Source organism: Kribbella endophytica, assembly GCF_054781295.1.
On sequence record NZ_BAAGUR010000003.1, the window covers coordinates 564,325 to 589,638 of the forward strand.

The window sequence follows — 25,314 nt, forward strand, 5'->3', positions numbered from 1 at the left end:
TCCAGCGCTAAATACGTTAGCAGTTATATAAGCCCGCGCCACTATATAGTTGCAGACTCCAACTTGAGTCCCCTCGACTCAAGTTTCTTGACATTGAGTCGACAAGGCTCAACTTCGCGGTCTACGGTCCCGCCATGGGCATCCTGAGTCACCCCGATTTCCGCCGCCTGTGGATCGCCGACCTGCTCAGCCAGCTCGGCGCGCGGCTCGGCATGATGGCGATCCCGCTGCTCGCCGTCCTCACCCTCGACGCGACGACGTTCCAGGTGTCGCTGCTGCGGACCTGCGAGACCGCCGCCTGGCTCGTGCTCGGCCTGTTCGCGGGCGCCTGGGTCGACCGGATCCGCTGCCTGCCGGTCCTGGTCGCGGCCGACCTGGGACGGGCGGTGCTCTTCGGGTCGATCCCGGTCGCGGCAGCGTTCGGCGTACTGGGTCTGCCGCAGCTGTACGTCGTACTGGCACTGTCCGGGCTCCTGACCGTGCTGTTCGACGTCGCGCACAGCTCCTACCCGCCGCGGCTGCTCACACCTGACCAGCTCCTGCCGGGCAACGCGCGGCTAGCGGCCAACCACTCCGTCGCAGCCGTCATCGGCGCTGGAGCGGGCGGCGTACTGGTTCAGTGGCTGTCAGCAGCAGCCACGATCGGCCTGAACGCGCTCGGCTTCCTCTGGTCGGCCCTGTGGCTACGTTCCATCCGTACGCCGGAACAGAAGCCACCCGCACCCGAGCACCGCAACCTGCGCCGCGAGATCGCCGAAGGCCTGCGCTACGTCTTCCGCCACCCGCTGCTGCGGCCGCTCGTCCTCAACACGGCGACCACGATGCTCTTCCAGGCCGCGAACTCGGCCGTGATCATCGTGTTCCTGGTCCGCGAGGTCCACCTCTCCCCCGCCACCATCGGCCTGCTCAGCATGATCGGCCTGCTCGGCGCGATCGCCGCGTCCGCGTTCACCGAGCGCCTGAGCCGCTGGATCGGCGACGCCCGCGCCCAGCTCTACGCGGCGATCGGCCTCGGCATCGCGTTCCTCCTCCAGCCGCTCACCAACCCCGGCTGGGCCCTCAGCTGGTACGTCGGTTCGACGCTGCTCGCCGCGATCTGCATCATCGTCGGCTACATCCTGCAGGTCAGCACCCGCCAACGCGTCTGCCCGCCCGAGCTCCAGGGCCGGGTCAGCGCGACCATGTCCTTCGTCAGCTGGGGCGCCCTCCCCATCGGCAGCCTGCTCGGCGGAATCCTCGGCACCGCGTTCGGCCTCCGCCCCACCCTCTGGATCGCCGGCGCCGCCACGCTCCTGGGCACGAGCTGGCTAATCTTCTCCCCGTTCCGGACGTTACGGACGATTGCTGAGGCCTCCATCAAGTAGGTGGCGACTCTGCTGAGCTGGCCGGGTCGGCCCGTCAGGCATCCCTGGTGCGGTAGGCCAGGCAGGCCGCCGTACCGGTGCAGAGGAGCCAGGCCAGCAGGACCGCCGTACCGGCTGCTGGGCCGAAGGGTGCTGGGTCGGGCGAGTACAGCGCCCGGCCGGCTTGGTCGGGCAGCCAGCGGGCCTGCTCGGTGACGGTCGCCAGCAGCGGCGAGGCGATGACTACTCCGGCCAGCGTCACCGCCAGCGCCGGGACGAGCGACCTGAGCACCACTGTGACCGTACTGGCCAGCAGGCTGACCAGTACGAGGTACGCCGCTGCTCCGGCGAGCCGCCAGAGCGAGCCCTGTATCGGTTCGTGCGTCCAGGCCGTCAACAGCGCCGCCACCAGTGCGGCCATGCTGGTCACGGTCGTGGCGATCAGGTGGGCAACGGCCTTGCCTGCCAAGGAGACAACCCGGTTCGGCACGGCTGTCAGGGTCGTCCGCAGCTCATGGCCGCCGTACTCCGAAGCCACGCCGACCACGCCCAGCACGATCGTCCCCACCTGCAGGAACGCGACGCTGCCAAGCGCGATCGACACGGCGTCCGCAGTGGAGTCGCTGGTCGAGCTCGCATGTGCCGCCGACACGAGAACCGCCACAGCCACTGTGACCAGGCTCGTGATCCATGCCGCAGGCAACGTTCGCAGCTTGATCAGCTCGGCCGCGATCACCTGCCCGATCATGCGTCGCGACGGTTCAGTACGACGCCCGCAAGCAGCAGGAGCGCAACCGCCCACGCCGCCATCACGAGGCCGCCGGTGAGCGGAGGCAGCGCGTCGTCGACGGCAGTGAAGGTCTCGTCGGCGAACAACCGAGTGCCCGCAAGGTCGGGCAGGTAACGGGCAAGCGGCGTGACCTTCCACAGCAGGAACGACACCGAAACCACCGTCCCGTTGGTGATCAGCACGATCAACGGCACGATCCCACTCCGGGCCAGGACGGTGATCGCCAGCGCCATCAGCGCGGCCAGGACCCAGTAGATCCCAGCGCCAATGAACCTTCCCACCTGTGCGCCGGGCTCTCCTGCGTCGCCGACGATCGCGGAAGCCGCGACCAGCGAGATCGACGAGGTCACCAGAGCCGCCAGCACGACGAGCGCCGCAACGACCACAGCCTTCGCCACGAGCACCGTCCACCGGCGAGGTGCCGCTATGAGCGTCGTACTGATCTGCCGCCCACCGCCAGCGTCAGTGCTGTTCGCGGTGTACTCGCTGCTGATCACCACAACACCGAGCACCATCGCACCGGCGGTCCCCAGCGGCACAGCACTCAGCGCCGCCTCAGCCGCACTGGTGTAGGCAACATCGGTCTGCCCCGAGGTGAGCGCATCGCGGACATGGAAGGCGTTGAATACGGCAAGGGCGATCGGCCCGACCACTGCAACCGCGAGGGCCACGGCGGTCGAGGGCAGGGTCAATGTCTTACGCAACTCGGCAACCACGAGGTTCATCACCGTTCTTTCGCTCCTGACCGCGTCAGCGCGAAGAAGGCGTCCTCCAACGACTCGTGGCCGGCGCCGATCTCGGCGCACGAACCAGAGACCACGATCCGCCCTTCGGCCAGCACCACGAGATCATCGGCAAGCTGCGCGACCTCGCTGATCTGGTGGCTGGACAGCAGGACCGTTCCGCCCGCTGCCGCGTGGTCCTTCAGCAGGTCGCGCAGCCAGCGGATCCCGTCCGGGTCCAGACCGTTCGACGGTTCGTCCAGCACCAGCGCTTCCGGCTCGCCCAGCAGCGCAGCCGCCAGCGCGAGCCGACGCCCCATCCCGAGCGACAGCTTGCCGGCCCTCGTCCGCCGACTGTCCGCAAGCCCGACCTGCTCGAGCACCTCCCCGACCCGCCGCTGCGGAATTCCGTTGCTCCGGGCAACCCACGCCAGGTGCTCGCCGGCCTGCCGCGACCGGTGCGCGCCGGAGCCGTCGAGCACCGAGCCGACGGTGCGGAGCGGATCACGCAGTACGCCGTACGGCCGCCCGCCGATCAGCGCCGTCCCAGAAGTGGCCCGATCCAGGCCGAGCAGGATCCGCAGCGTCGAGGACTTGCCCGCGCCGTTCGGCCCGAGAAAGCCGGTGATCCGCCCCGGGGCCGCCGAGAAACTCACCTCGGACAGCACCAGCCGAGAGCCGCGTCGCTTCACGAGTTCGTCGATGGTCAACATGCGATCCATCCCACCGCCCAAGCCCACCACCCGGATCAGCCCCAGGACCGGACTTCGCAGCCCGCCTCGGTCCCAGGTCCGTCAGACCTAGGTCCGACGCCAGTCTCCGTCAGAGGACCGCCGCTCCCCCGCCAGACCGGCGTCGGTCGCCCAACTCCGTCCCAGGTCCGTCAGACCTGGGTCCGATGTCTGCAGAGCCCGCGGAACCTAGACTCGCCCTGTGGAGGCTGGCCGACCGACCCGAACCTCAGGCATCGGCCTCGCGGCCGGAACCGTCGCGGTCCTGCTCGTCTCCCTGCTCTTCGTCGCCGGCGCTCCGGACCCAGCCACGCTCATCGCCCCGGTCGTCATCACCTCGATCGCGATCGCCGTCTCGGTCTGGGCAGTGATCCGCAGCCGCCGGCAGCGACGCGAGTACGAGGAACGCCTGACCGCGTGGGCCGGCGAGCAGGCCGTCCAAGCCGAACGCCTCCGCATCGCCCGCGACCTGCACGACCTGGTCTCCCACGGCCTGGGCCTGATCACCATCCGCGCCGCCGTAGCCCGACGGGCAGGCGCCAACACCCCCGCCGCGCAGCACGCCGCATCCACCGCCACCGCCGCCGCGCTGAACCCAGCGCCGACCAACACCGCCACCGGTCAGAACTCAGCGTCGTCCAACATCACCGCTGGGCCGCACCCCACGTTTGCCAACACGCCCACCGGGCAGGACGCAGCATCGAGCGACGTCACGGCCGGCCAGCACCCCACGCCCGCCGATCTCGCCGCCGCCCTGAACGCGGCGCTGACCGACATCGAGCAGGTCAGTCGCGGCACCACGACGGAACTTCGCCGAATGCTGAACGTCCTCCGCTCAGCCGACGGCGAGCCCGCGCCACTCCGCCCCGCGGAAACACTCGACGACCTCCCGGCGATCGTCGAAGAAGCCCGCGCCGCCGGCCTGCAGGTCGCGCTCGACCTCCCCGAGCTGGACGAGGTATCACCAGGCGCGCAACTCACAATCTGCGCCGTCGCCCGCGAGGCCCTCAACAACACCCTCCGCCACTGCGGCCCCACCCAGGCCCACTTGGCCGTACGACGAGAAGACGGTGTCCTCCTCACGTCGTACCGCGACGAAGGCCCGGTCACCAATTGGACCGCCCACCATGGCGTCGGCCACGGCCTGACCGGCCTGCACGAACGGGTCACTGCCCTGGGAGGGACCCTAAAGACCGGCCCGAACCAAGACGGCTTCCAGCTCATCGCCCGGCTCCCCGACGGGCCGAGCCGATGAGCTCCGCGCCAGCCTGCGGCGGTTGCCCGCTGCCTCGGCGGGGTGGTCGACTGAGCGCTACGGCAGCTCGCGGCGGCCTCGCCCGCGAGGCTCATCGTGGCCAGCTTGTGCGTGGCGGGGAGATGAGTTCAACGTCAGCCCGCGACGGTTGCGCGCTATTCCGACGGGCCGAGCCGATGAGTTCCGCACCAGCCCGCGGCGGATGCCCGCTGCCCCGACGAGGCGGTCGGGTGAGCGCTGCACCAACTCGCGGCGGCTTCGCGTGGTTTGCCGGCGGGTCGGCCTTATGAGCGCCGAGCCGGTTCGGGTGTTGATTGCGGACGATCAGCCTCTCCTGCGGCACACCCTCGCGTTGCTCATCGACGGCACCGACGATCTGACCGTTGTCGGGCAGGCCGGGACTGGGCGTGAGACCGTCCAGCGTGCGCGGGAGTTGCGGCCGGACGTCGTACTGATGGACATCCGCATGCCCGGCGGCGACGGCATCGAAGCCACCAAGCACCTGACCGAGGACCGCGCGCTCGCCGGTACGCGGGTGCTTGTGTTGAGCATGTTCGAGCTGGACGAGTACGTGTACGCCGCGCTTCGGGCGGGGGCCAGCGGGTTTCTGCTCAAGGACGCCGAGCCTGACCAACTGCTCGACGCCGTACGGCGGACGCATCGCGGGGAGTCGCTGTTCGCGCCGCGGATCGTGACGCGGCTCGTCGAGCACTACCTCGACCGGCCGGCGATCCGCCGTACGCGCTCGGTCGACCACCTGACCGAACGCGAGACCGAGGTCCTCGTCCAGGTCGCTCGCGGCCTGTCCAACGACGAGATCGCCGCCACCCTCGGCATCTCGATCAAGACCGTCAAGACCCACATCGGCAACCTGCTCGCCAAACTGGCGGCCCGCGACCGAGCCCAACTGGTCATCACCGCCTACGAAACCGGGCTGATCACCGCAGGGTGAACCGGTACGACGTCGCGGCGTCCACAGCAGTACGGCGGCGCGGGTGATCGCGCCGCCGTACGTCGTACGGGACCTCAGTCCGAGGTGATCTGTGCCGTGCCGACCAGCACCTCTACGTCGAGCGCCGCACGCCCGCGGCCGATCTCCACATCCTTGGACTGGCCGTTGACCGCGCCGGCCCAGGTGACGCGGCCGAGCTGGGACTCGGTGTGGACGCGGACGTCCGAACCTCGGCGCAGGTTGACCGTGGCCGAACCGGATTCGACCCGCACGCGGGAGCGGCCCTTGGTGACCTGGGCGTCGAGGTGCGCGGAGCCGGCCTGGACGAGCATGTCGATCGGGCCGTCGACGTCGTGCACCTTCGCCGTACCGGCCGTCACGCGGACGCGGCTCAGCCCGGGCAGCCGCTCGGCGACGACGCTGCCGCCGGTCACCTCGACCTCGACCTCGAGCGTCGGGTTGACCCGGATCGACAGCTCCTTGGCGAAGCCGTTCACGTGCGCTTTCAGATCGGTCGGGTTGCGCAGCATGCTGAACCCGTCGAGCGACACCCCCATGTCGCCCTCGCTGTTGATCGACAGCGTGTTCCCGTCCCGCTTGATCACGTGCGGGCCGTCGACGGCGACACCGGTGATCGCCGGCTCGCCGATCAACCGCACCCGCCGTCCGACCGCCCGGACGGTCACCCGCTGCACCCCGGACGGCACCGGCACGTTGCTGTGCTGGACCTCCTCCTCGACCTCGTCGGCCTCGGGCACCGTGGTCTGCACCGGCTCGACCGGTCCGTCGTCGACGACGCTGTCCTGTACGCCGCTCGCTGCAGAGGTAGTCGGAGCCGAGCCGGCGGTCGGCGCGGAGCCGGCGGCGGGAGCCGACGTGCCGGTCGGAGCCGAGTCCCCGGCGGCGCCGTTCGGGGCCCCCGCCCCGTTCGCAGCGTGCTTCGGCGCAGGCGCGGGCGCCGAGTCCGCGGCATCCGGCGAATCAACCGCCTCGGCCCACACCGAGGCCGACGGCACATCCGCCTCAGCCGTCGACCCGGCAGCACCGGCGTTCGGCCCGTCGGCAGCAGCCGCCCCCGCAGCGCCCGCAGCACCAGGAGTCTCATCGGCAACCGGCGCGCCGGCCGTGGGCTTGGTGACGGCGGCGATCAGCGTCGCGGCCTCGTCGCTGGACAGGTGGCCTTTCGCGACCCGGTCGAGAATGTCCTTGACCCGGCCGTCGTAGTCGCTCTGGTTGCTCATGTCCTCCAGTCCAGCACCCCGACGGGTCCAAACCAATAAGGGATCACCCCGGACCTTCCCGAACCAGCCCCCCGCACCCCCTCCACCAAGCCCCGCAATCCCTCCACCAAGCCCGAGAACAGCAGTGCGGGTCCCGGCGGAGTAGCCCGAGACCCGCACTGCGGCATATACCTTCAGCAGCCCATCAAGGGCTGGTTGGAGCTAAACAGCAGGCTCCATCTCCTCAGCAGCCAGTTCACGCTGCACCGCCTCGACCTGCGCCGCCTCAGCAGCCTCGGCCGCCCGGCGAGCCCGAAGCCCCCGCAGACCGGTCAGCCCGATCACCAGACCGAGCGCGGCGATCCCCGTCACGACCCCGAGAGCAGGCTTGTACGCCGACAACATGCCCTCCGGCGTCGTCACCCCCGCGGACCGGCCGCTGATCACCGCGGTGACGATCGCGAGCACGATCGCCCCGCCGACCTGGTTCGACGTGTTGAACAGACCCGAGGCAAGCCCCTGCTCGTGGTCCGGCACCCCGGAGGTCGCCTGGATGTTCAGTGCCGGGAACGCGATCGCGAACCCGAGCCCGATCAGCATGATCGTCGGGAACACCGTCGCGAAGTACGCCGACTCCGGGCCGATCCGCAGCGACAGCGCGTACCCGACCACGAACAGCGCCATCCCCGCGACGATCATCCGCTCGGTACCGATCCGGTCCGCCAGCTTGCCCGCGTTCGGCGACAACGTGGCGACCAACAGTCCGGCCGGGAGGAAGCCCAGCGCGGTCTCGAACGACGACCAGCCGAGCAGGTTCTGCAGGTAGAGCGTCCCGATCAGCTGGAACGCGACGTACGCGCCGAAGACGGTCAGGATCGCCAGGTTCGCCCGCCGCAGCGCGGGCGCCTTGAGGATGCCGAGCCGGACCAGCGGGTGCTTGGTCCGCCGTTCGATGACCACGAAAGCGGTCAGCAGTACGGCCGCCAGAACGAACAGGCCGATCGTCTGGAAAGAGACCCAGCCCGCGTGCTCGGCGCCGACCACGGCGTACACGAGCGACAGCATGCCGCCGGTGACGGTGACCGCACCCGGGACGTCGTACCCGCCGGCGGCCTCGTCGCGCGGGCTGTTCGGGATCAGCTTGAGCGCGAACAGGAAGACGATCAGCGCGACCGGGCCGGGCATCAGGAAGGTCCAGCGCCAGCCGACCTCGGTCAGCGCGCCGCCGAGGATCAGGCCCATCGAGAAGCCGCTGGCGGCGCAGGTGGTGAAGATGCTGAGGGCGCGGTTGCGGTCCGGGCCCTCGTGGAAGGTGGTGGTGATGATCGAGAGCGCGGCCGGCGCGGTGAACGCGGCGGCGATGCCCTTCACGAACCGCGCGGCGATGAGCAGTTCGGGGTTGGTGGCCAGCGAGCTCAGCATCGAGACCACGGCGAAGACGGCCAGCGCGATCAGGAAGACCCGCCGGCGGCCGAGCAGGTCGGCGGTGCGGCCGCCGAGCAGCAGCAGTCCGCCGTACCCGAGGACGTAGCCGGTGACGACCCACTGCAGCGACGAGAGCGAGACGCCGAGGTCGGCCCCGATCGAGGGCAGGGACATACCGACCATGGACACGTCCAGGCCGTCGAGGAAGATCACGCCGCAGACGACCAGGAGCGCGCCCCACAGGCGGGCGTCCCAGGTCATCCGAGCCGGAGGTGTGTGCGTTGTCTGTGTCACGAGGAGAGAGTTTTGCATGCGTGTGCATCTAATGTCTAGGCATTAAATGCGTTTGCATTGAATGCACATGCATGATAACGTCCCCTCCATGACCGAGACGAAGGTCAGCGCCGGTCCTGGTGAGACCGGCACCGATCGTGAGAGCACCGCCGACGTGCGGGAGTGGCGCGAGATCCTCGCCCGCCACGCGGACCTGAGCTGCGCGCTCGACCGCGAGCTGCAGGCGGGCCACGCGCTGGGCATGAGCGAGTACGAGGTGCTGGAGCGCCTGGCCGAGCTGCCCGAGCAGTCCGCCAAGGTCCAGACCATCGCCAAGTCGGTGCACCTGAGCCAGAGCGCGCTGTCCCGCGTGATCGGCCGGCTCGAGGTAGCCGGCCTGGTCGAACGGCACATGTGCCCCGAGGACCGCCGCGCGGTCAACGTCCGGCTCACGCCAGAAGGGCTCGGCCGTCAGACGGAGGCGCAGCCCACCCAGCGACGGGTCCTCGCCCAGCGGCTGCACGCTCCCCTGCTCAAGTCCTGCGAGTAGGTCGAGGCTCTCCGTCCCCGCCGTAGCGAGCAGGTGCTCGGTGCGGTAGCTCGCTGCGCGGGAGACGAGCGCTGCGATGCGCAGCATCGTGAGCTTGGCTCCCGTGCAGCGAGCTACCGCACCGAGTGCCGCGCAGTAGGCGGGGACGGAGAGCCTCGACCTACCTCACTCCCGTACGGCGCCTTCCAGCATGCCCGCGATGAAGTGCCGCTGCAGGAACGCATACACCAGTACGACGGGCAGCCCGACAATCACCGCCCCCGCGGCGAGCAGCGTGAACCCCGACGTGTACTGACCCGAGAAGAACGCCAGCCCCAACGGCGCCGTGCGCAACGACTCGCTCGTCACCATCACCAGCGGGATCAGGAACTCGTTCCACGTCCACATGAACACCAGCACGATCAGCGTCACCAGCGCCGGTCGCGCCGGCGGAATAAGCACCTGCCACAGCGTCCGCCAGTGCCCGGCGCCGTCCAGTCGCGCCGCCTCGACCAGCGCGCGGCTCGACGAGCGGAAGTACGCCCGCATCCAGAAGGTGCCGAAGGCAACGGATTGCGCGACCTGCGGCAGCGCGACGGCCCAGTACGTGTCGGTCAGCCCGAGCGTGCGCAGGTCGAAGTACAGCGGAACGACGATCGCCTCGGTCGGCATCATGATGCCCAGCAGGAACAGGTAGAACAGCACGCCCGCGCCCCGGAACCGCATCGTCCCGAACGCGTACCCGCTCAGGATCGACAGCAGCACACTCGCGACGACCACTGACACCGAGACCAGCAGGCTCATCCGCAGGTACGTCCCGAAGTGCCCGATCTCCCACGCCTGGCTGAAGTTCCCGAAGCCGCTCGACCCACTGCCGCCGTCGTCCGGCCCGAGCGCGGCCGCGACGATCGACACGATCGGCGCCAGCGCGAAGCACCCGAACACGATCAGCAGCAGGTAGTTGCCGAACCGCTCGGCTCCCGACGCCCTCATGCGCGGTCCGCGATCCGGTTGACCCCGAGCGTGATCACGAAGATCAGCACGGTCAGGCAGACCCCGATCGCCGCCGCCGAGCCGACCTGCCCGAGCTCGAACGCCCGGTGGTACACCTCGTACGACGGAACGCTCGTCGACGTTCCCGGTCCCCCGCTGGTCGTCACGTAGACCAGGTCGAAGGTCCGCAGCGCGGCGATCACCGTCAGCGTCACCGCGACCGCGATCTCACCCCGTACGGCGGGCAGCACCACCGCGAAGAACTCGGCCACCGATCCGGCACCGTCCAACCGCGCCGCCTCGTACCGCTCGCGTGGAATCCGGGCCATCCCGGCCAGCAGCAGCACCGTCACCAACCCCGTCTCGAACCACGTCCCGATCACCCCGACCGCGGGCAGCGCGAACGCGTAGTCCCCGAGCCAGCCGCGCGCGAGCCCGTCCAGACCGACAGCCCGCAGTACGCCGTTCAGCGGGCCGTCCGGTGCGTAGATGTGGCGCCAGGCAACGGCCACGACGACCATCGCCACCACCTGCGGCAGGAACACCACGGTCCGGAAGAACGCCAGCCCGCGGACTCGCGCCCGCTGCAGCACGGACGCGAGCGCCAGCCCGATCACCACCGGCAGCACCGAGTAGAAGACGATCAGCACCAGCGCGTGCCCGAAGGCGGCCCGCAGTCCCGCGTCGGCGACGACGTCGGCGTAGTTGCTCAGGCCGACGAACTTGCCGAGCGAGATCCCGTCCCACTCGAACAGCGAGAGGTGGACGGCCCGGCCCAGCGGGTAGAGCAGGAACAGTCCGTAGACGACCAGGGCGGGCAGGATGTAGAGGTAACCGATCTTGCGCGGTTCGCCGGGCGGTGAGCTCACTTGCCGGCGAACTTGCTGTAGTCGGCCTCCAGCTTGTCGACGAACTGTTGCGGTGTCGCCTTCTTCGCCATCAGGTCCTGCAGCGCCGCGCCGAGCGTGTCGTACATGGTCGGCGTCGCGTAGTCCAGGTACGGCACCAGGCCTTCCTGGCCGACCGCCGTACCGAACGCGGCGAAGATGTCCTTGGCCAGCCCGGCCGGCGCCTGCTGCTGACCGGTGTCGGCGATCGGCAGGTTGCCGGTCGCGGTGAGCACCTTCATCGCGTCGGGGCTGGTGATGAAGTTGATGTACGCCGCGGCGGCGTCCTTGTTCTTCGCCTTGTTCGTCATCGCGAACGGCAGCCCGGTCCCGCCGGTGATCACCGGCTTGGCGCCGGCCTCCGTGCCGGGCGGCAGCATGAAGCCGACCTTGGTGCCGAGCGCCTTCTGCAGGTCGGCCTGCAGCCAGGTCCCGGCGATCAGGAACACACCGTTGCCCTTGCCGAAGTCCTGCCAGGCCGGGTCGTAGCCCTGGCCGTTGAAGCCGGAGTTGAAGTAGCCCTTGTCCACCCAGGAGACCAGGTTCTCGGCGGCCTTGGTGTTCTCCGGCGACTTCCAGGACGCGCCCGGGCGGCCGAACGCGAGCGTGGTGATCTGGTCGGCCGGCGTGGTCTTGTCCTGCACCGTGCCGAAGACGTGGATGGCCGGCCACTTGTCCAGGTTGCCGAGCTGCATCGGGAGCTCGCCGCCGGCCTTGGCCTTGGCCAGCGCGTCCTCGAACTCCGCCCACGTGGTCGGCGGCTGGATCCCGAGCTTGGTCAGCTTCTCCTTGTTGTAGTAGAGACCGACCACCTCACCGACCTGCGGCAGGCCGTAGAGGTTGCCCTCGCCAAACGTCTTGCCGTCGGCGGAGTAGCGCGAGTACTGCATCACCGAAGCCGGGTACCGGCTGCCCCAGTCGTAGGCCTTGGCCCACTCGTCCAGCGGCACCAGCTGCCCGGCCTTGACGAACTCACCCATGTCCGAACGCCCGTTGTTCGCCTGTACGACGTCCGGGGCATCGTTGCCAGACAGCGCGAGCCGGAGCGTGGTCTTCAGGTCGTCGAAGGACCGCGAGACCCGCTTGATCTTGATGTTCGGGTACTTGGCCTCGAACTGCTTGATCAGCTCGGCCATCTGCGCCGCCTGCCCGCCGCGGACCTCCTGGTCCCACACGGTCAGGCTGACGTCGCCCAGCGACGCCGCGTCGGTCTTCACCGTGCTCGGCGCGCTCGCACCGCCTTCGGGGGTCTCGGACCCCGGCGTACAGGCGGTGGCCAACAACAGTGCTGCAGCCGCTAGGGCAACGACCTTCACAGGGGGCTCCTCAGTTCAACGTGTAGGTGTATCCGCTCGCGCTCAGGCTGTTCAATACCCGCATCCGGTGCTCCTCACCCCGGGTCTCCAGCTGCAGCGCGACCTCGACCTCGTCCAGGTCGAGGGTCTCGGAGATGCGTTCGTGCAGGACCTCGATGATGTTCGCCTCGACCTCCGCGAGCCGGCCGAGCAGCGTGGCCAGACCACCGGGTGTGTCCGGGATCCGCACCCGCAGCGACAGGTACCGCCCGGCGGCGGCCATGCCGTGCCGCAGGACGCGCATCAGCAGGACGGGGTCGATGTTGCCACCGGACAGGACCACGACGACCGGCGGCTTGAACCGCTTCGGATCATCCAGTACGGCGGCGACCGCGGCCGCGCCGGCCGGCTCGACCACCAGCTTCGCGCGCTCGAGCACCAGCAAGAGGGCCTTCGACAACGAGTCCTCGCCGACGGTGAGCACCTCGTCGACGTACGCCTGGATCGCCGCGAACGGCACCTGGCCGGGCAGCCCGACCGCGATCCCGTCGGCCATCGTGCTCATCCGGTCCAGCGCGATCGGCTCGCCGGCCGCCAGCGAGGCCGGGTACGCCGCCGCGCCCTTCGCCTGGACCCCGACGACGCTGATCGGAAACCCGTCGCGCTGCATCGCCGACGCGATCCCGGCGATCAGTCCACCACCACCGGTCGGTACGACGACGGTCCGGACCTGCGGGCACTGCTCGACGATCTCCAGTCCCGCGGTCGCCTGCCCGGCGACGATGTCGCGGTGGTCGAACGGGTGGATCAGGATCGCGCCGGTCTCGGCCTCGAACTCGCGCGCCGCGCGCAGGCAGTCGTCGATCGACGTGCCGACGAACTTGATGTCCGCGCCGTACGCGCGGGTCGCCTTCTCCTTCGGCAGCGGCGCGCCGTACGGCATGAAAACGGTCGACTTGATCCCGAGCAGCTGCGCCGCGAGCGCGACGCCCTGGGCGTGGTTGCCGGCGCTCGCGGCAACGACGCCGCGCGCCTTCTCCTGCTTCGACAGCCGCGCCATCCGCACGTACGCGCCGCGCAGCTTGAACGAGCCTGTGCGCTGCAGGTTCTCGCACTTGAGGAAGACGTCGCCGCCGACCAGGTCGCTCAGCCAGCGCGAGTACTCCAGCGGCGTCGGCGCCACGACGTCGTGCAGCAGATCCGCTGCCCGGGCAATCTCAGCCGCTGTGATGCTCACCCGCCCACACTAAGCCGAGCGGCCATGACGAGGGCGTTATTTCCGGGGCCGTTTGCCCGCGAAGAGGACGGCGTCCAGCTGGTCGAGCGGCGGAGGCGGTACGGGGAAAGGCGCCTGACCGGCCGGGCGCAGGCCGTCCAGCATCAGGGCGAGGTACCGGCGCCACAGGTCCGCAGACGTGCTGCGGCTCATCTCGAACGCCGGGCCGAGCAGCGCGAAGATCGCCGCGATGTCCTGCGGCGCGGCGTCCGGGCGGATCACCCCGGCCGCCTGCGCCCGCTCGAACAGCTCGGTCACCGCCTCGAACACCTGCGGCCAGATCCGCGCCTGCTCCTCGTCGTTGCCCTGCCCGGTGAGCGTCTCGTACAGGCCCCGATCGGCGACCTGCCGGATCGCGTTCCGCTCGAAGAACAGCACCAGCCCGTCCCACGGATCCGCGACCGCGAGCGCGTCCCGCGCGTCCTGGGCGATCGCGCTGGTCGCGTCGGCCAGCACGACCGCCGCGACCGCCTGCTTGTTCGGGAAGTGCCGGTACGCCGTACCGGTGCCGACCCCGGCGTGCCGGGCGATGTCGTCGAGCGTCGCCCCGAACCCGCGTTCCGCGAACACCTCACGCGCGGCCGCGACCAGCTTGGCCCGGTTCCGCACGGAGTCGGCCCGTGCCGGTCGCTGCTCGCTCATCAACCCATTGTTGCAACCAGGCGCTTCGGTAGGTGGTCCTGGGCGTGACCCTCGACGTGCAGTTCCGGCAGGCGGCCCATCCACGCGGGCATCCACCAGTTGGCGCGCCCGAGGATGTGCATCACCGCCGGGACCAGCAGCAGCCGGACGACGGTCGCGTCCAGCAGGATCGCCGTCGCCATCCCGACCCCGATCACCTTGAGGATCACGTCCGGGCTCGGCACGAACGCGGCGAACACCGCGATCATGATCGCCGCCGCCGCGGTGATCACCCGCGCGGTCCCGGCCAGCCCCTCGGTGACCGCCCGGTGGTTGTCACCGGTCCGGATCCACGACTCGCGCATCCGGCTGACCAGGAACACCTCGTAGTCCATCGACAGGCCGAACAGCACCGCGAACATCAGCACCGGTACGAACGGCGGCAACGGTGTCGGCGTGTCGATCCCGACCAGCCCACCGAGCCAGCCGCCTTGCAGCACCAGCGACACCATCCCGTACGCCGCACCGACCGACAACAGGTTCATCACCGCCGCCTTGACCGCCACAGCCACGCTGCGGAAGCCGACGAGCAGCAGCACCATCGACAGCAGCACGACGCCGCCGATCAGGAACGGGATCCGACCGGCCAGGTCCGTCGTACTGTCGATCGAGGTCGCCGCGACTCCGCCGACGCGGACCTCCAGCTCCGTCCCATTAGTTGCCGCAGGCACTGTTTCGTCCCGCAACCGGCGCACGAGATCCGTCGTCGCCGCGTCCTGCGGTCCGGTCTTGGGCACCACGGTCAGTACGGCGGTGTCGCCGCCCGGGTTGAGCTGCGCCGGCGACACCTGCGCGACGCCTTCGGTCCCGACCAAGGCCGTCCGGAGCTTCGCCAGCGCCGGCTGATCTGAAGCGCCCTCAACCGCGAGCAGGAACGAGCCGTTCACCCCAGGCCCGAACCCGTCCGCGATCAGGTCGTACGCCTGTCGCGTCGTCGTCTCCGCGCGGTTGTTGCCCGCGTCCGGGAAGCCGTACTGCACCCCGAAGAACGGGATCGCCAAGGCGACCAGCGCGGCGACTCCGGCCAATGCCGCGACGAACCGGTGCCGCTCGACCAGGCGGCTCCACCGCAGCCAGAAGCGACTCGGATCCACATGCCCGTCGGCGGTCACCGTCGCATTCGTCCTTTTCAGAAGCGGCAACCGCAGCCGCTCGACGTGCTTGCCCAGATAGCCGAGCAGCGCCGGGAACAGCGTGACCGACGCCAGTACGACGACCAGCACCGCCGTGATCGTCACCAACGCGGCCCCGCGCATGTACGCGATCCCCATCGCGAACAACCCGAGCATGCTCACCACCACGGTGCTCCCGGCAACCACCACCGACCGCCCCGCGGTGTCGAGCGTCGCCACCGTCGCAGCCTGCGGATCCAGGCCGGCCGCCCGCCACTCCCGGAACCGGGTCACCATCAGCAGCACGTAGTCGATCCCGATGCCGATCCCCATCATCGTGGCCAGCGACGTCGACCACTCCGGCGCCTGGACGAAGTTGATCACCAGCCCGGTCAGCGACCCGCTGACCGCCAGCCCGATCACCGCCACCCCGATCGGCAGCCCGGCCGCGACCACAGACCCGAAGGTGAGCAGCAGGATGATCGCAGCCGCCGCCAGACCCAGCCCTTCGGAACCGATCTCGCTCTGGTCACCCAGCTGGATCGCCTGGCCGCCGATCGCGGTCTGCAACTGGTCCGAGCCGCGCGCTTCGGTCAGCTCGATCAGGCGTCGGGTGTCCTCGACCGGCATCTCGTCCGGGTTGACGACGTCGAGCCGCAGCCGGGCCACGGCCGTCTGCCCGTCCGCGGAGATCCCGCCGGGCGTCACGAACGGATCCTCGGCCGACGCGATGTGCGGCACGGCCTTGAGCTCGGTCAGCAGCTGCGTGATCGCGGCCCGCTCCCCCGCGATCCCGTCCTCCGCGTGAGCGACGACTGTCACGGTCGCGCCGGACTGCGCCGGGAACCGCTCTTCCAGCAACTGCTGCGCGGCCTGCGAGTCCGAGCCGGGCGTCGAGTAGTCGACCTCGAAGTCACCACCGAACATCGCGGACAGCCCGATCGCGAGCGCCAGCGCCGCGATCCAGCCGAGCACGACCGTGCCGCGGCGGCGGAAGGCGAACCCGGCCAGCCGTCCCAGCGGGCCGACCGGTGGAGAAGTGTTCTCGGGATGTGCCATGACGGGAGCCCCTCGCTCGACAGAACTGGAAGATTCCTCCACAAGATATGGAGGAATCTTCCAGTTAGCAAGATTTCGCTAGCCGAGCGGCTAATGAACTAGATCACAGAACCTTGCGTTCGAGCAAGCTGTTGGCACAGGCCAGGACCGTTTCGGCCGCCGGCCGCGGCGTCCAGCCGAGCACCCGGTGCGCCTTCTCGGTGGTGTGCCGGTTGCGCCGGCCGAGCGAGATCGTGATCGCGCGCAGCGACTTGTCCCGGATCGACGCCAGCCGGACGAGGAGGTCGGGGAGCTGCCGGGTCGAGATCTTGGCGCCCGCTGCGCCGAGACCGTCCTTCAGCACCTGCGCAATGTCCCGCATCCAGATGAACTCACCCGTTCCGAGGAAACGCTCGCCGGCCGCTTCGGGCGCGGCCATCGCGCGGACGTGCAGGTCGGCCAGGTCGCGGACGTCCACGACCTCCAGGCCGATCCGGGGCGCACCCGGCATGTCGCCCCGGACCATCCGGGCGATGATGTTCACCGTCCCCAGGTTGGCGGCGCTCAGGATCGGCCCGAACACCGCACCGGGCAGGATCGTGGTGAGTTGCGTCGGGCCGTCGTACGCCGCGATGAAGTCCCAGGCGGCCTTCTCCGCCAGGGTTTTCGACCGCCGGTACGCCGGCAGCGACGGATCGTCGACGGTCCAGAGCGTCTCGTCGGTGACACCGTCCTCGGCGTACGACGTGGGCGAGGCCGCGTTCGCCGCCGAGGTCATCACGACCCGCTTCACGCCCTCGGCCGTCGCGGCGCGCAGCACCCGCAAGGCACCTTCCCGCGCCGGCCGGATCAGCGCGTCCGGATCTCCGGAGTCCCCGTCACCGAGCGGCGACGCGACATGCAGGACATAGTCGACGCCGCGGACGGCGTCGGCCCAGCCGTCGTCGGACATCAGGTCGGCGACCGCGAACGTGAGCCGCTCGCCCGGATCGACGGCACTGCTCACCGCCTCCCGCACGACGTCGCCCTTGGCCAGGCTCCGCACGGTCGTCCGTACGTCGTACCCACGCTCGAGCAGGGTGACGATGCACCAGCCGGCCACGTACCCCGTCCCGCCCGTCACCAGCACCGTTTCCGCCATCGTTCCATCCTTAATCGGAGATAGTCTCTCCGATTAAGGTAGCAGCTCCACTGGATAACTGGAGGATTCTTCCAGTAAGATCCGGATCATGCGCGCAGACGCGCGGGCCAAACGGCTCGCCATCCTCGAGGCCGCGGCGGCCGTCTTCGCCGAGAAGGGCGTCGGCGTCGCCCTCGACGAGGTGGCCCGGACGGCGAAGGTCGGGATCGCGACCCTCTACCGGCACTTCCCGACCCGCGAGGACCTGATCACCGGCGCGTACGTGCGCGAGATCGGCCTGCTCACCGACGGCACCGGCGACCTGCTCGCCCGGATGCCCGCCGACGAGGCGCTGATCAGCTGGATGGACCGCTTCGTCGGGTACGTCGCCGGCAAGCCCGGGATGGCCCAGGCGGTGAAGTCGGTGGTGACGACGACCGACCCGACCGCGGCCCAGGCCGCCCACGCGAAGGTCTACGCGGCCCTCGGCCAACTGCTCGCCGCCGGCGTCGAGGCGAAGCTCTTCCGGACCGACGTCTCCGTCGACGACCTGGCCGGCGCGCTCAGCGGGATCAGCGGATCCGTCGGCTCCCCCGGTTCCGAGGCCCGCGCGGGCCGGCTGATCCGGCTCTTCACCGACGGCCTGCGCTACGGCGCCGGGTGAGCCACTACGATCCGGCAGGTGGCGACCAAACGAGCCGAGCAAGCTGAGCAGACCCGCCGCCGGATCCTCGAGACGACCCACGAGCTGATCGTCCGGCAGGGCTTCGACGCGACCTCGCTGCAGCAGATCGCCGACACGATGGGCGTCACGAAGGCGAACGTCTACTACTACTTCAAGACCAAGGCCGACATCCTCGTCGCGTTGAACGAGGCCTCGCAGCAGCGGATGGCCACGGTGTTCGACCAGGCCGAACTGATCGAGGACCGGATCGAACGCCGCGAGTTCCTGATCGACAGCTACACGCGGGCGCTGGTCGCCAGCCGGACCATCTCGGCCGTCAACCAGGCCGACCCAGGCATCCGTCGCAACCCGATCATCAGCGCCGCGATGGAAACGCTCGGCCGCCGCGGGCTCGAACTCTTCTTCGGCCCCGAACCCACGCTCGACGAGCAACTGGGCTACTACCTGATCAGCGACGTCGGCGCGCTGCTCCAGCGGTTCCCCGATCTCCCCGACGACGAGCTCCAGGTCGCGCTGAAGGACCTCTGCTTCCGGCTGATCCCGTAAATCCGGTACGTCGCCCGGAGGTTTGCTGCCTACGATGCGGCGGTGACCGTAACTGCTGTGGTGGTACGCCCGGACGACGAGGCGGTGCTCGTCCTGCCGACGGGACTCCCGCGGATCGAGCTGGACGGGGAGCACTGGTTCCCGGACGTCAACGCGGTCGTGCGCGGGTACGCCGAGCAGCTCGGGATCGAGGCGTACGTGCTGGAGTGCCTCGACACCGAGGGTCCGGCGTACCTGATGGTGGCCGTAGGCAACATTCCGGCGGACGCCCAATGGGCCGCCGCCGACGACGACCCGCTGGTCGACGCACTCCTGATCGCGGCGGCTCGCAAGCAGCTCGCGCTGCCGCCCGGCGCCCCTCTCACTCCCGCGTGGACCAGGCCCGACTGGTACGCCGATGCACTCCCCTGGATCGACCAGCACCTCGACCGCACCGGCCCACCGGAACAGGTCCGTTCCTGGGGCCTGTCCAACGTCTTCCGCATCCCCGCCCCCACAGGAACCGTCTACTTCAAGGCGATCACCCACGCCTCGACCGTCGTACCGGCTCACTCGGATGCACTCCCCCTGCTCTTCGCCCACGAACCCGCCTTCCTCCGGCAACTGTCCGCCGAGCGCCCCGGCCTGGTCGTCGAGCCGATCGCGGTCGACGAGCAGCGCGCCTGGATGCTGCTCCCGGACCTCGGCGAACCACTGGCTGAGCAGACCGACGCCGCGCTGTGGACCGAAGCACTGACCTCCCACGCCCGGTTGCAACGCAGTTACGCCGACACCCCCGAGGCCCTGCTCGCGATGAGCTGCTTCGACCGCCGCCTCGACCGCCTCGCCCTCGACCTTCCCCGCGTCCTCGGCCCGAACGCGTTGACCGGCGAGCTCGCTGAAGAGGAGCGCGACCGGTTGCCCGGCCGCGCGAAGGCCTTGCAGGACGCGATCGCCGAGCTGACGTCGATCGGCGTACCGGAGACCTTGCTGCACGGGGATCTACATCCGCGCAACGTTGCCGTACGGGACGACAAGGCGCTCGCGTTCGACTGGACCGACGCCGCGCTGGCGCATCCGTTCCTCGACCTGGTCACGTTCGTCGAGGGCCGGTCGCCGCTGTCGCGGGACCCGCGGGTGATCGACGCGTACCTCGCCGAGTGGGAGGACTACGCGCCACTGTCCGACCTGCGGCGCGCGCTCGACCTGGCCGGAGAGGTCGGCGAGCTGTACCAGGCGGTCACCTATCTCCACCTCGTCGACAACCTCGCCGGACCGAGCCGTACGTCGATGCTCAGCGGTGGAGTCTGGTGGCTACGGAAAATCCTGGCAGACCGGAGTGCGTCGCTCGACTAGGTTTAGCGTTATGACCTTGCAGACGCGTCCCCTGGGTTCTTCCGGTATCGACGTCACCACGATCGGGCTGGGCGCGTGGCAGCTCGGCAAGTCCTCGAGCTGGCCGACCGGTCCGGACCCGGACGAGGCGGTGCGCATCGTGCACGCCGCGCTGGACGCCGGGGTGAACTTCATCGACACCGCTCCGGCGTACGCCGACGGCCAGAGCGAACTGAACGTCGGCACCGCGCTGCAGAGCGTCCCGCGCGACCAGGTCGTGCTCTGCACGAAGGTCGGCCCGACCCACGACGGCCGCGCCGACTGGTCGGTCGACGCGATCGCGACGTCGGTCGAGGGCAGCGCGCGGCGGATGGGCGTCGACCACATCGACGTCGTCGTCCTGCACAGCCCGCCGCCGGAGGTGCTGAACAGCGCCGACCACTACGCCGCCCTGGAAGCCCTGCGCGACAAGGGTTTGATCCGAGCCTTCGGCGCTTCGGTGGACTGGGACCAGGACGTCCGAACCGTCCTGACGAACACCAGCTCACAGGCCCTCGAGGTCCGCATGTCGGCGCTCTTCCAGGAGACCTGGCCCAGCGTCTCCGAAGCTCCCGCTCAGGGCGCGGGCGTCATCGTGAAGGTCCCGCTGGAGTCCGGCTGGCTCTCCGGCCGGTACGACGCCAACAGCACCTTCACCGACGTACGCTCCCGCTGGTCCGCCGAGGACGTCGCACTCCGCGCCGGCCTGGTCGACGAGCTGCGCGCCCTGCTTCCGTCCGGCGTGAGCCTGGTCGACGCCGCTGTCCAGTTCCTGCTGGCGAACGACGGCGTCTCCACCGTCATTCCCGGCACCCGCTCGATCGACCACCTCGAAACCAGCATCGCCTCAGCCGCCGAGCCACTGCCCACGGAAACCGTCGAGGCGATCCGCGCCTGGTACGCCGACCGCCTGGGCGAGCAGCACCTCGACTGGTAGGGCTACGCCAACTGCTCGTCGAGGGCTTCGAGCCAGAGGACGACGGCCTCGGCACCGGGATCGACGGTGCCGAGGGCCCGATCGCCGAGATAGCTGGACCGCCCGCGGCGCGCCAGGATCCCGGCGGTCTCGTCCGTCCCCTTCCGCGCCGCCGCAACAGCCTCAGCCAGTACGCCGGTACGCAGCGCGACCGCCGCCGGCACCAGAGCGTCGAGCATCGTCCGGTCACCAACCTTGGCGCCGCCCAGCTCCGCGATCGCATCCACCCCGGCCGCGAACGCCTCCGGCCAGGACTTCCCAGCGGACCGCGCGCTGGCGGCCCGCAGTACGAGCGCCGCGTACAGCGGACCCGAGGTCCCACCAACCGTTCGGCGTACCGTACCGGCGATGCCGCGCAGGGTGCTGGCGTCATCGGTCCCGTCGTACTGATCCTTCTCAGCAAGAACGGCGCGGGCACCGCGGGCCAGACTGATGCCGAGGTCACCGTCGCCGACCAACTGATCCAGCTCGGTCAGCTGCGTCTCCGCCGCGATCAAGACGTTGCACACGGCAACCACTGAGTCCCACAGGTGGTCGTCGACAGCCTTCGCCGGTGCGGGCAGCTCGACTGACGGCTCGGGCCGCGAGGTAACCGCCGAGACCCGACCGATGTGCGCAGCCGGCCAGGCCATCGTCTCGGTCGGCGCATCCAGCAGGCCGAGAACCTGGTCGTCCACCCGGGCCAGCGAGAGCGAACACCCAGCCATTTCGAGCGCGGTGAGAAACGTCCCCACCCAGATCCGCTCCAACTGGATCTCACGTTCCGCCAGTACGGCGACCGCCCGCCGCGCGACGATCCCCAGCTCCATCACCGGCGTACCACCCAGGTTGTTCACCAGCAGCACCACCCGATCGCCGGCCTTGACCTCGCGATCCGCAATCAGCTGCCCGAGCAGCCGGTCGACCACCTCGTCAGCCGTCGGCAGCTTCCCCCGCTCGATCCCCGGCTCGCCGTGGATCCCCAGCCCCCACTCGATCTCGTCCGCCCCGAGGTCCAGCCCAGGCTTCCCCGCCGCCGGCACCGTGCAGCCCGACAAGGCGACCCCCATCGTCGCGACCGACCCCGCCGCCGCGCGCGCCTGCTCGGCCACCTCGCGCAACGGCCGCCCCGCCTCCGCCGCAGCGCCCGCGATCTTGTGCACGAGCACGGTCCCGGCCAGCCCTCGGCGTCCCGCGTTCTCGTCGCTGTCGGCCAGCGCAGCGTCATCCGCGACGACCACCAGCTCGACCGGAATCCCTTCCCCACGGGCGATCTCAGCAGCCAGTCCGAAGTTCAGCCGATCCCCGGTGTAGTTCTTCACGATCAGCAGTACGCCGGCCGCGCTTCCCACCGCCCGAATCGCCGTCAGTACGGCGTCCGCCGACGGCGAGCTGAACACATCACCCGCCACCGCGGCGGTCAGCATCCCCGGCCCGACGTACCCTGCATGCGCCGGCTCGTGCCCAGCGCCTCCTCCGGACACGAGCGCCACCTGCCCGCGCTCCTTCAGCCGGTCGGCGTCAGCCCGGACCGCCACGCCATCACCCAGTACGACGATCCCCGGGTTGACCAGCGCGAACCCGTCCAGCATCTGCGGCACCACGTCCCCCGCGCTGTTGACAAGCTTCTTCACAGCAGCCGCCCTCTCGTGAACCACGTTCGATAATGTCGAATGGGTTTCACAGAGTAGGCCGCGGTTCATCCGGCTGTAAAGATCACGCCTCCGCCGGACGGTTTGAGCGGAGGGACGGATCGCCTGGCGCGGATGTGGGCGGTGGTGCCGACTTGAAGGACCGGGCGGTGGTGCCGACTTGAAGGACCTGGTGGTGGTGCCGACTCGAAGGACCGGGCGCGGGGCCTCGACGCCGCCGGTCAGGCGGGCCAGCGCGAAGCGCCGAGCTCCCGGCTGATGTTGCGGGCCGCCTCACGGACCGCGGTGAAGGTGGACTCCGTCGGCGGCCAGTCGGCCGCGGGCAGAACGATGCCGATGGCCCCTACCGCCACCCCCGACGCATCGAAGATCGGAGCGGCAACCCCGGCCTCACCGAGCACCGCCTCCTCGCGCTCGGTCGCGAGAGCATCCCGGGCAACGTCGGCCAACTGCGCCCGCAGCAACGCCGGATCCACCAGCGTCTCCGACGTCATGCTCCGCAGCTTCCCGTCAGCCATCAGCTCATCCGCCTGCTCCGGCAGGAACGCGAGCAGCGCCTTCCCCAGAGCACTCGCGTGCGCAGGGATCACGATCCCCACCTCCGGCATCTGCCGGCTCCCGTCGGGCCGCGGCTCGTGGTGGATGATCACCACCTCGTCGAAGGTGAGCACCCCGGTCCGGACCGCGTGACCACTGCGCCGCGCGAGCTCCTCCGACCAGGTCACCGCGCGCGACCGCAGCTCCAGGGTGTCGAGGTACACGTTGCCGAGCTTCAGCACGGCCGGGCCGAGCTGGTACCGGTTGGAGTCCCGGTCCTGCACGACCATGCCGTGCGCCTGCAGCGTCTTGAGGATTCCGTGCACCGTCGACGGCGGCAGCTCCAGCCGGCTCGCGACGTCGGACAGGCTCAGCCGGCGCGCACCCTGCAGCACCCCGAGTATCCGGATCGCCCGGTCGACGGACTGGATCATCCGAGTTCTCCTCAGTGAATCGAACAAGTCTTTACAGCAGTGAACCACAGGCGTATGTTCCGAGAACCATTCGACAATGTCGAACGGCCTTCAGATCCCAGCGACCGCTTCCCGGTCGCTCCCGGAAGGACTCCCCATGGACGACAACTCCCTCGCCCAACGACTCGGCACCGAGTTCCTCGGCACCGCGATCCTGGTCTTCGTCGGCGTCGGCGCGGTGCCCGCGACGCTGATCGTGAACGGCGCGGCACCGTTCACGATGGCCGACCTCGGGATGATCTCGCTCGCCTTCGCGGCCGCGGTGGTCGCCACCGTGTACGCGCTCGGCCCGATCTCCGGCAACCACATCAACCCGGCCGTGACGCTCGGCCTGGCCGCGACCGGCAAGTTCCCGTGGTCGCTGGTCCCGGCGTACGTCGCCGCGCAGGTGGCCGGCGCGGTCCTCGGCGCGGCCGCGATCCTCGGCGTGCTCGGCCCGAAGGCGAGCGACCTCGGGCTCGGCATCGCGACGTACGGCGCGACCGTCAGCGCACCGCAGGCCTTCCTGGCCGAGTTCGTCGGGACCTTCATCCTGGTGCTGGTTGTCTTTGGCGCGACCCACCGCAAGGCGGCGCCAGGATTCGCGGGGCTCGCGATCGGTCTGGTCGTCTTCGCCGCGATCATCCCGGTCGCACCGATCACCGGCGCCTCGATCAATCCTGCGCGTACCGTCGGCCCGATGCTGGTTCAGCAGCTCGCCGGCGGCCAGGTGAACTTCGCGCAGCTCCCCGTCTACCTCGCCGCCGAGCTCAGCGCCGGCGTACTCGCAGGTCTGGTCTACCTCGCACTCTCCCGTACGGCGGCCGACCGGGCTCCGGCCGCCCAAGAGGTCGCGTCGTGATGATCTCGGTGGACTTCCTGGCGCACTGGATCCGCGCGTTCGCCGACTTGGTCGACTCCCAACACGACCGCCTCAACGCCCTCGACGCGGCCATCGGCGATGCCGACCACGGCACCAACCTGACCCGTGGCTTGTCCGTCGTCACGGCCGACCTGTCCACCCCGCGCGATCAGCCGGGCGAACTGCTGACCGCCGTCGGCCAGACCGTGGTGAGCAAGGTCGGCGGCGCCGCGGGCCCACTCTTCGGCAGCTTCTTCCTCTGCCTCGGTGATGCCATCGGCAACGATCCCGACCTGGACGCCCGCCGCTTCACCCTCGGGCTCCGGGCCGGCCTGGCCGGCGTCGTCGCGCGCGGCAGCGCCGAGCCGAGCGACAAGACCATGTACGACGCCCTTGCCCCAGGCATCGACGCGTTCGCCACAGCGGCAGCCGCACGCCACGACCTCCCCGACATCTTCCAGGCCGCGGCAGCAGGCGCTGACTCAGGCCGCGACGCCACGATCGACCTGCTCGCCCGCAAAGGCCGAGCCAGCTACCTCGGCGAACGCAGCGTCGGCCACCTCGACCCAGGGGCCACGTCGTCCGCGCTCCTCTTCACCGCTCTCACTGTCACTTGATCAGTCGCCGTAC

The 25,314-nt window shown here is 69.8% G+C and carries 24 protein-coding genes; 10 read left to right on the forward strand and 14 right to left on the reverse strand.

The window, feature by feature from the left end:
* Window positions 1–134 precede the first annotated feature (134 nt).
* The gene (locus ACYVIO_RS28925; RefSeq protein ID WP_460654067.1) at window positions 135–1,364 is read left to right on the forward strand and encodes an MFS transporter; all 1,230 of its coding nucleotides are present in this window, start codon (window positions 135–137) and stop codon (window positions 1,362–1,364) included.
* 34 nt (window positions 1,365–1,398) lie between these two features.
* On the opposite strand, the gene ACYVIO_RS28930 is transcribed toward ACYVIO_RS28925, so the two are convergent.
* From ACYVIO_RS28930 to ACYVIO_RS28940, 3 genes are read right to left on the reverse strand one after another with little or no spacing between them, the layout of a single operon-like run.
* A complete protein-coding gene (locus ACYVIO_RS28930; protein ID WP_460654068.1) occupies window positions 1,399–2,091 on the reverse strand; it encodes a hypothetical protein in 693 nt (230 codons plus the stop codon).
* Entirely contained in the window at window positions 2,088–2,858 is a 771-nt protein-coding gene (locus ACYVIO_RS28935) for a hypothetical protein (RefSeq protein WP_460654069.1), read from the reverse strand. Before ACYVIO_RS28935 ends, ACYVIO_RS28930 begins: the two co-directional genes overlap by 4 nt.
* Window positions 2,858–3,568, reverse strand: a complete 711-nt coding sequence (locus tag ACYVIO_RS28940; RefSeq protein WP_460654070.1) for an ABC transporter ATP-binding protein — start codon at window positions 3,566–3,568, stop codon at window positions 2,858–2,860. The genes ACYVIO_RS28935 and ACYVIO_RS28940 overlap by 1 nt, the downstream gene beginning before the upstream one ends.
* A gap of 220 nt (window positions 3,569–3,788) precedes the next feature.
* Here ACYVIO_RS28940 and ACYVIO_RS28945 point away from each other — a divergent pair, with 220 nt between their 5' ends.
* Both ACYVIO_RS28945 and ACYVIO_RS28950 read left to right on the forward strand, forming a co-directional pair.
* Window positions 3,789–4,841 carry a sensor histidine kinase gene (locus tag ACYVIO_RS28945; protein ID WP_460654071.1) on the forward strand — a complete coding sequence of 351 codons (1,053 nt, stop codon included), beginning with the start codon at window positions 3,789–3,791 and terminating at the stop codon, window positions 4,839–4,841.
* Between the two features lie 286 nt (window positions 4,842–5,127).
* Window positions 5,128–5,793, forward strand: coding sequence for a response regulator (locus ACYVIO_RS28950; protein WP_460654072.1), 666 nt, complete (start codon window positions 5,128–5,130; stop codon window positions 5,791–5,793).
* A 74-nt stretch (window positions 5,794–5,867) separates the two neighbouring features.
* Here ACYVIO_RS28950 and ACYVIO_RS28955 read toward each other — a convergent pair whose 3' ends face one another.
* Entirely contained in the window at window positions 5,868–7,034 is a 1,167-nt protein-coding gene (locus tag ACYVIO_RS28955; RefSeq protein WP_460654073.1) for a hypothetical protein, read from the reverse strand.
* A 201-nt stretch (window positions 7,035–7,235) separates the two neighbouring features.
* On the reverse strand, window positions 7,236–8,732 hold the full coding sequence (locus ACYVIO_RS28960) for an MFS transporter (RefSeq protein WP_460654074.1): 1,497 nt from the start codon (window positions 8,730–8,732) through the stop codon (window positions 7,236–7,238).
* A gap of 88 nt (window positions 8,733–8,820) precedes the next feature.
* On the opposite strand from ACYVIO_RS28960, the gene ACYVIO_RS28965 reads away from it, so the two are divergent.
* Window positions 8,821–9,261 (forward strand): MarR family winged helix-turn-helix transcriptional regulator, encoded by a 441-nt coding sequence (locus ACYVIO_RS28965; protein WP_460654075.1) that lies wholly within the window; start codon window positions 8,821–8,823, stop codon window positions 9,259–9,261.
* Between the two features lie 165 nt (window positions 9,262–9,426).
* Here ACYVIO_RS28965 and ACYVIO_RS28970 read toward each other — a convergent pair whose 3' ends face one another.
* From ACYVIO_RS28970 to ACYVIO_RS29000, 7 genes are all read right to left on the reverse strand, one after another.
* Entirely contained in the window at window positions 9,427–10,233 is an 807-nt protein-coding gene (locus ACYVIO_RS28970) for a carbohydrate ABC transporter permease (RefSeq protein ID WP_460654076.1), read from the reverse strand.
* On the reverse strand, window positions 10,230–11,102 hold the full coding sequence (locus ACYVIO_RS28975) for a carbohydrate ABC transporter permease (RefSeq protein ID WP_460654077.1): 873 nt from the start codon (window positions 11,100–11,102) through the stop codon (window positions 10,230–10,232). The genes ACYVIO_RS28970 and ACYVIO_RS28975 overlap by 4 nt, the downstream gene beginning before the upstream one ends.
* Window positions 11,099–12,436 (reverse strand): extracellular solute-binding protein, encoded by a 1,338-nt coding sequence (locus ACYVIO_RS28980; protein ID WP_460654078.1) that lies wholly within the window; start codon window positions 12,434–12,436, stop codon window positions 11,099–11,101. Before ACYVIO_RS28980 ends, ACYVIO_RS28975 begins: the two co-directional genes overlap by 4 nt.
* Window positions 12,437–12,446: 10 nt before the next feature.
* The gene (ilvA, locus tag ACYVIO_RS28985) at window positions 12,447–13,652 is read right to left on the reverse strand and encodes a threonine ammonia-lyase (protein WP_460654079.1); all 1,206 of its coding nucleotides are present in this window, start codon (window positions 13,650–13,652) and stop codon (window positions 12,447–12,449) included.
* Window positions 13,653–13,688: 36 nt separating this feature from the next.
* Entirely contained in the window at window positions 13,689–14,333 is a 645-nt protein-coding gene (locus ACYVIO_RS28990; protein WP_460654080.1) for a TetR/AcrR family transcriptional regulator, read from the reverse strand.
* The gene (locus ACYVIO_RS28995) at window positions 14,333–16,543 is read right to left on the reverse strand and encodes an MMPL family transporter (RefSeq protein ID WP_460654081.1); all 2,211 of its coding nucleotides are present in this window, start codon (window positions 16,541–16,543) and stop codon (window positions 14,333–14,335) included. Before ACYVIO_RS28995 ends, ACYVIO_RS28990 begins: the two co-directional genes overlap by 1 nt.
* Before the next feature lie 103 nt (window positions 16,544–16,646).
* On the reverse strand, window positions 16,647–17,663 hold the full coding sequence (locus ACYVIO_RS29000; protein ID WP_460654082.1) for an NAD-dependent epimerase/dehydratase family protein: 1,017 nt from the start codon (window positions 17,661–17,663) through the stop codon (window positions 16,647–16,649).
* 88 nt (window positions 17,664–17,751) lie between these two features.
* On the opposite strand from ACYVIO_RS29000, the gene ACYVIO_RS29005 reads away from it, so the two are divergent.
* From ACYVIO_RS29005 to ACYVIO_RS29020, 4 genes are read left to right on the forward strand one after another with little or no spacing between them, the layout of a single operon-like run.
* A complete protein-coding gene (locus tag ACYVIO_RS29005; RefSeq protein WP_460654083.1) occupies window positions 17,752–18,306 on the forward strand; it encodes a TetR/AcrR family transcriptional regulator in 555 nt (184 codons plus the stop codon).
* 18 nt (window positions 18,307–18,324) lie between these two features.
* Window positions 18,325–18,873, forward strand: a complete 549-nt coding sequence (locus ACYVIO_RS29010; RefSeq protein WP_460654084.1) for a TetR/AcrR family transcriptional regulator — start codon at window positions 18,325–18,327, stop codon at window positions 18,871–18,873.
* Window positions 18,874–18,915: 42 nt separating this feature from the next.
* Window positions 18,916–20,208 carry an aminoglycoside phosphotransferase family protein gene (locus ACYVIO_RS29015; RefSeq protein ID WP_460654085.1) on the forward strand — a complete coding sequence of 431 codons (1,293 nt, stop codon included), beginning with the start codon at window positions 18,916–18,918 and terminating at the stop codon, window positions 20,206–20,208.
* Between the two features lie 10 nt (window positions 20,209–20,218).
* Window positions 20,219–21,163 carry an aldo/keto reductase gene (locus tag ACYVIO_RS29020; RefSeq protein WP_460654086.1) on the forward strand — a complete coding sequence of 315 codons (945 nt, stop codon included), beginning with the start codon at window positions 20,219–20,221 and terminating at the stop codon, window positions 21,161–21,163.
* Between the two features lie 2 nt (window positions 21,164–21,165).
* Here the strand turns inward: ACYVIO_RS29020 and ACYVIO_RS29025 are convergent, their stop codons facing one another.
* A complete protein-coding gene (locus tag ACYVIO_RS29025) occupies window positions 21,166–22,815 on the reverse strand; it encodes a dihydroxyacetone kinase family protein (RefSeq protein WP_460654087.1) in 1,650 nt (549 codons plus the stop codon).
* A 239-nt stretch (window positions 22,816–23,054) separates the two neighbouring features.
* Window positions 23,055–23,804, reverse strand: coding sequence for an IclR family transcriptional regulator (locus ACYVIO_RS29030; protein ID WP_460654088.1), 750 nt, complete (start codon window positions 23,802–23,804; stop codon window positions 23,055–23,057).
* Between the two features lie 136 nt (window positions 23,805–23,940).
* On the opposite strand from ACYVIO_RS29030, the gene ACYVIO_RS29035 reads away from it, so the two are divergent.
* Together ACYVIO_RS29035 and dhaL are read left to right on the forward strand one after the other, a co-directional pair.
* A complete protein-coding gene (locus ACYVIO_RS29035; protein WP_460654089.1) occupies window positions 23,941–24,684 on the forward strand; it encodes an MIP/aquaporin family protein in 744 nt (247 codons plus the stop codon).
* Window positions 24,684–25,301, forward strand: coding sequence for a dihydroxyacetone kinase subunit DhaL (gene dhaL, locus ACYVIO_RS29040; RefSeq protein ID WP_460654630.1), 618 nt, complete (start codon window positions 24,684–24,686; stop codon window positions 25,299–25,301). The genes ACYVIO_RS29035 and dhaL overlap by 1 nt, the downstream gene beginning before the upstream one ends.
* The last annotated feature ends 13 nt before the right edge of the window (window positions 25,302–25,314 follow it).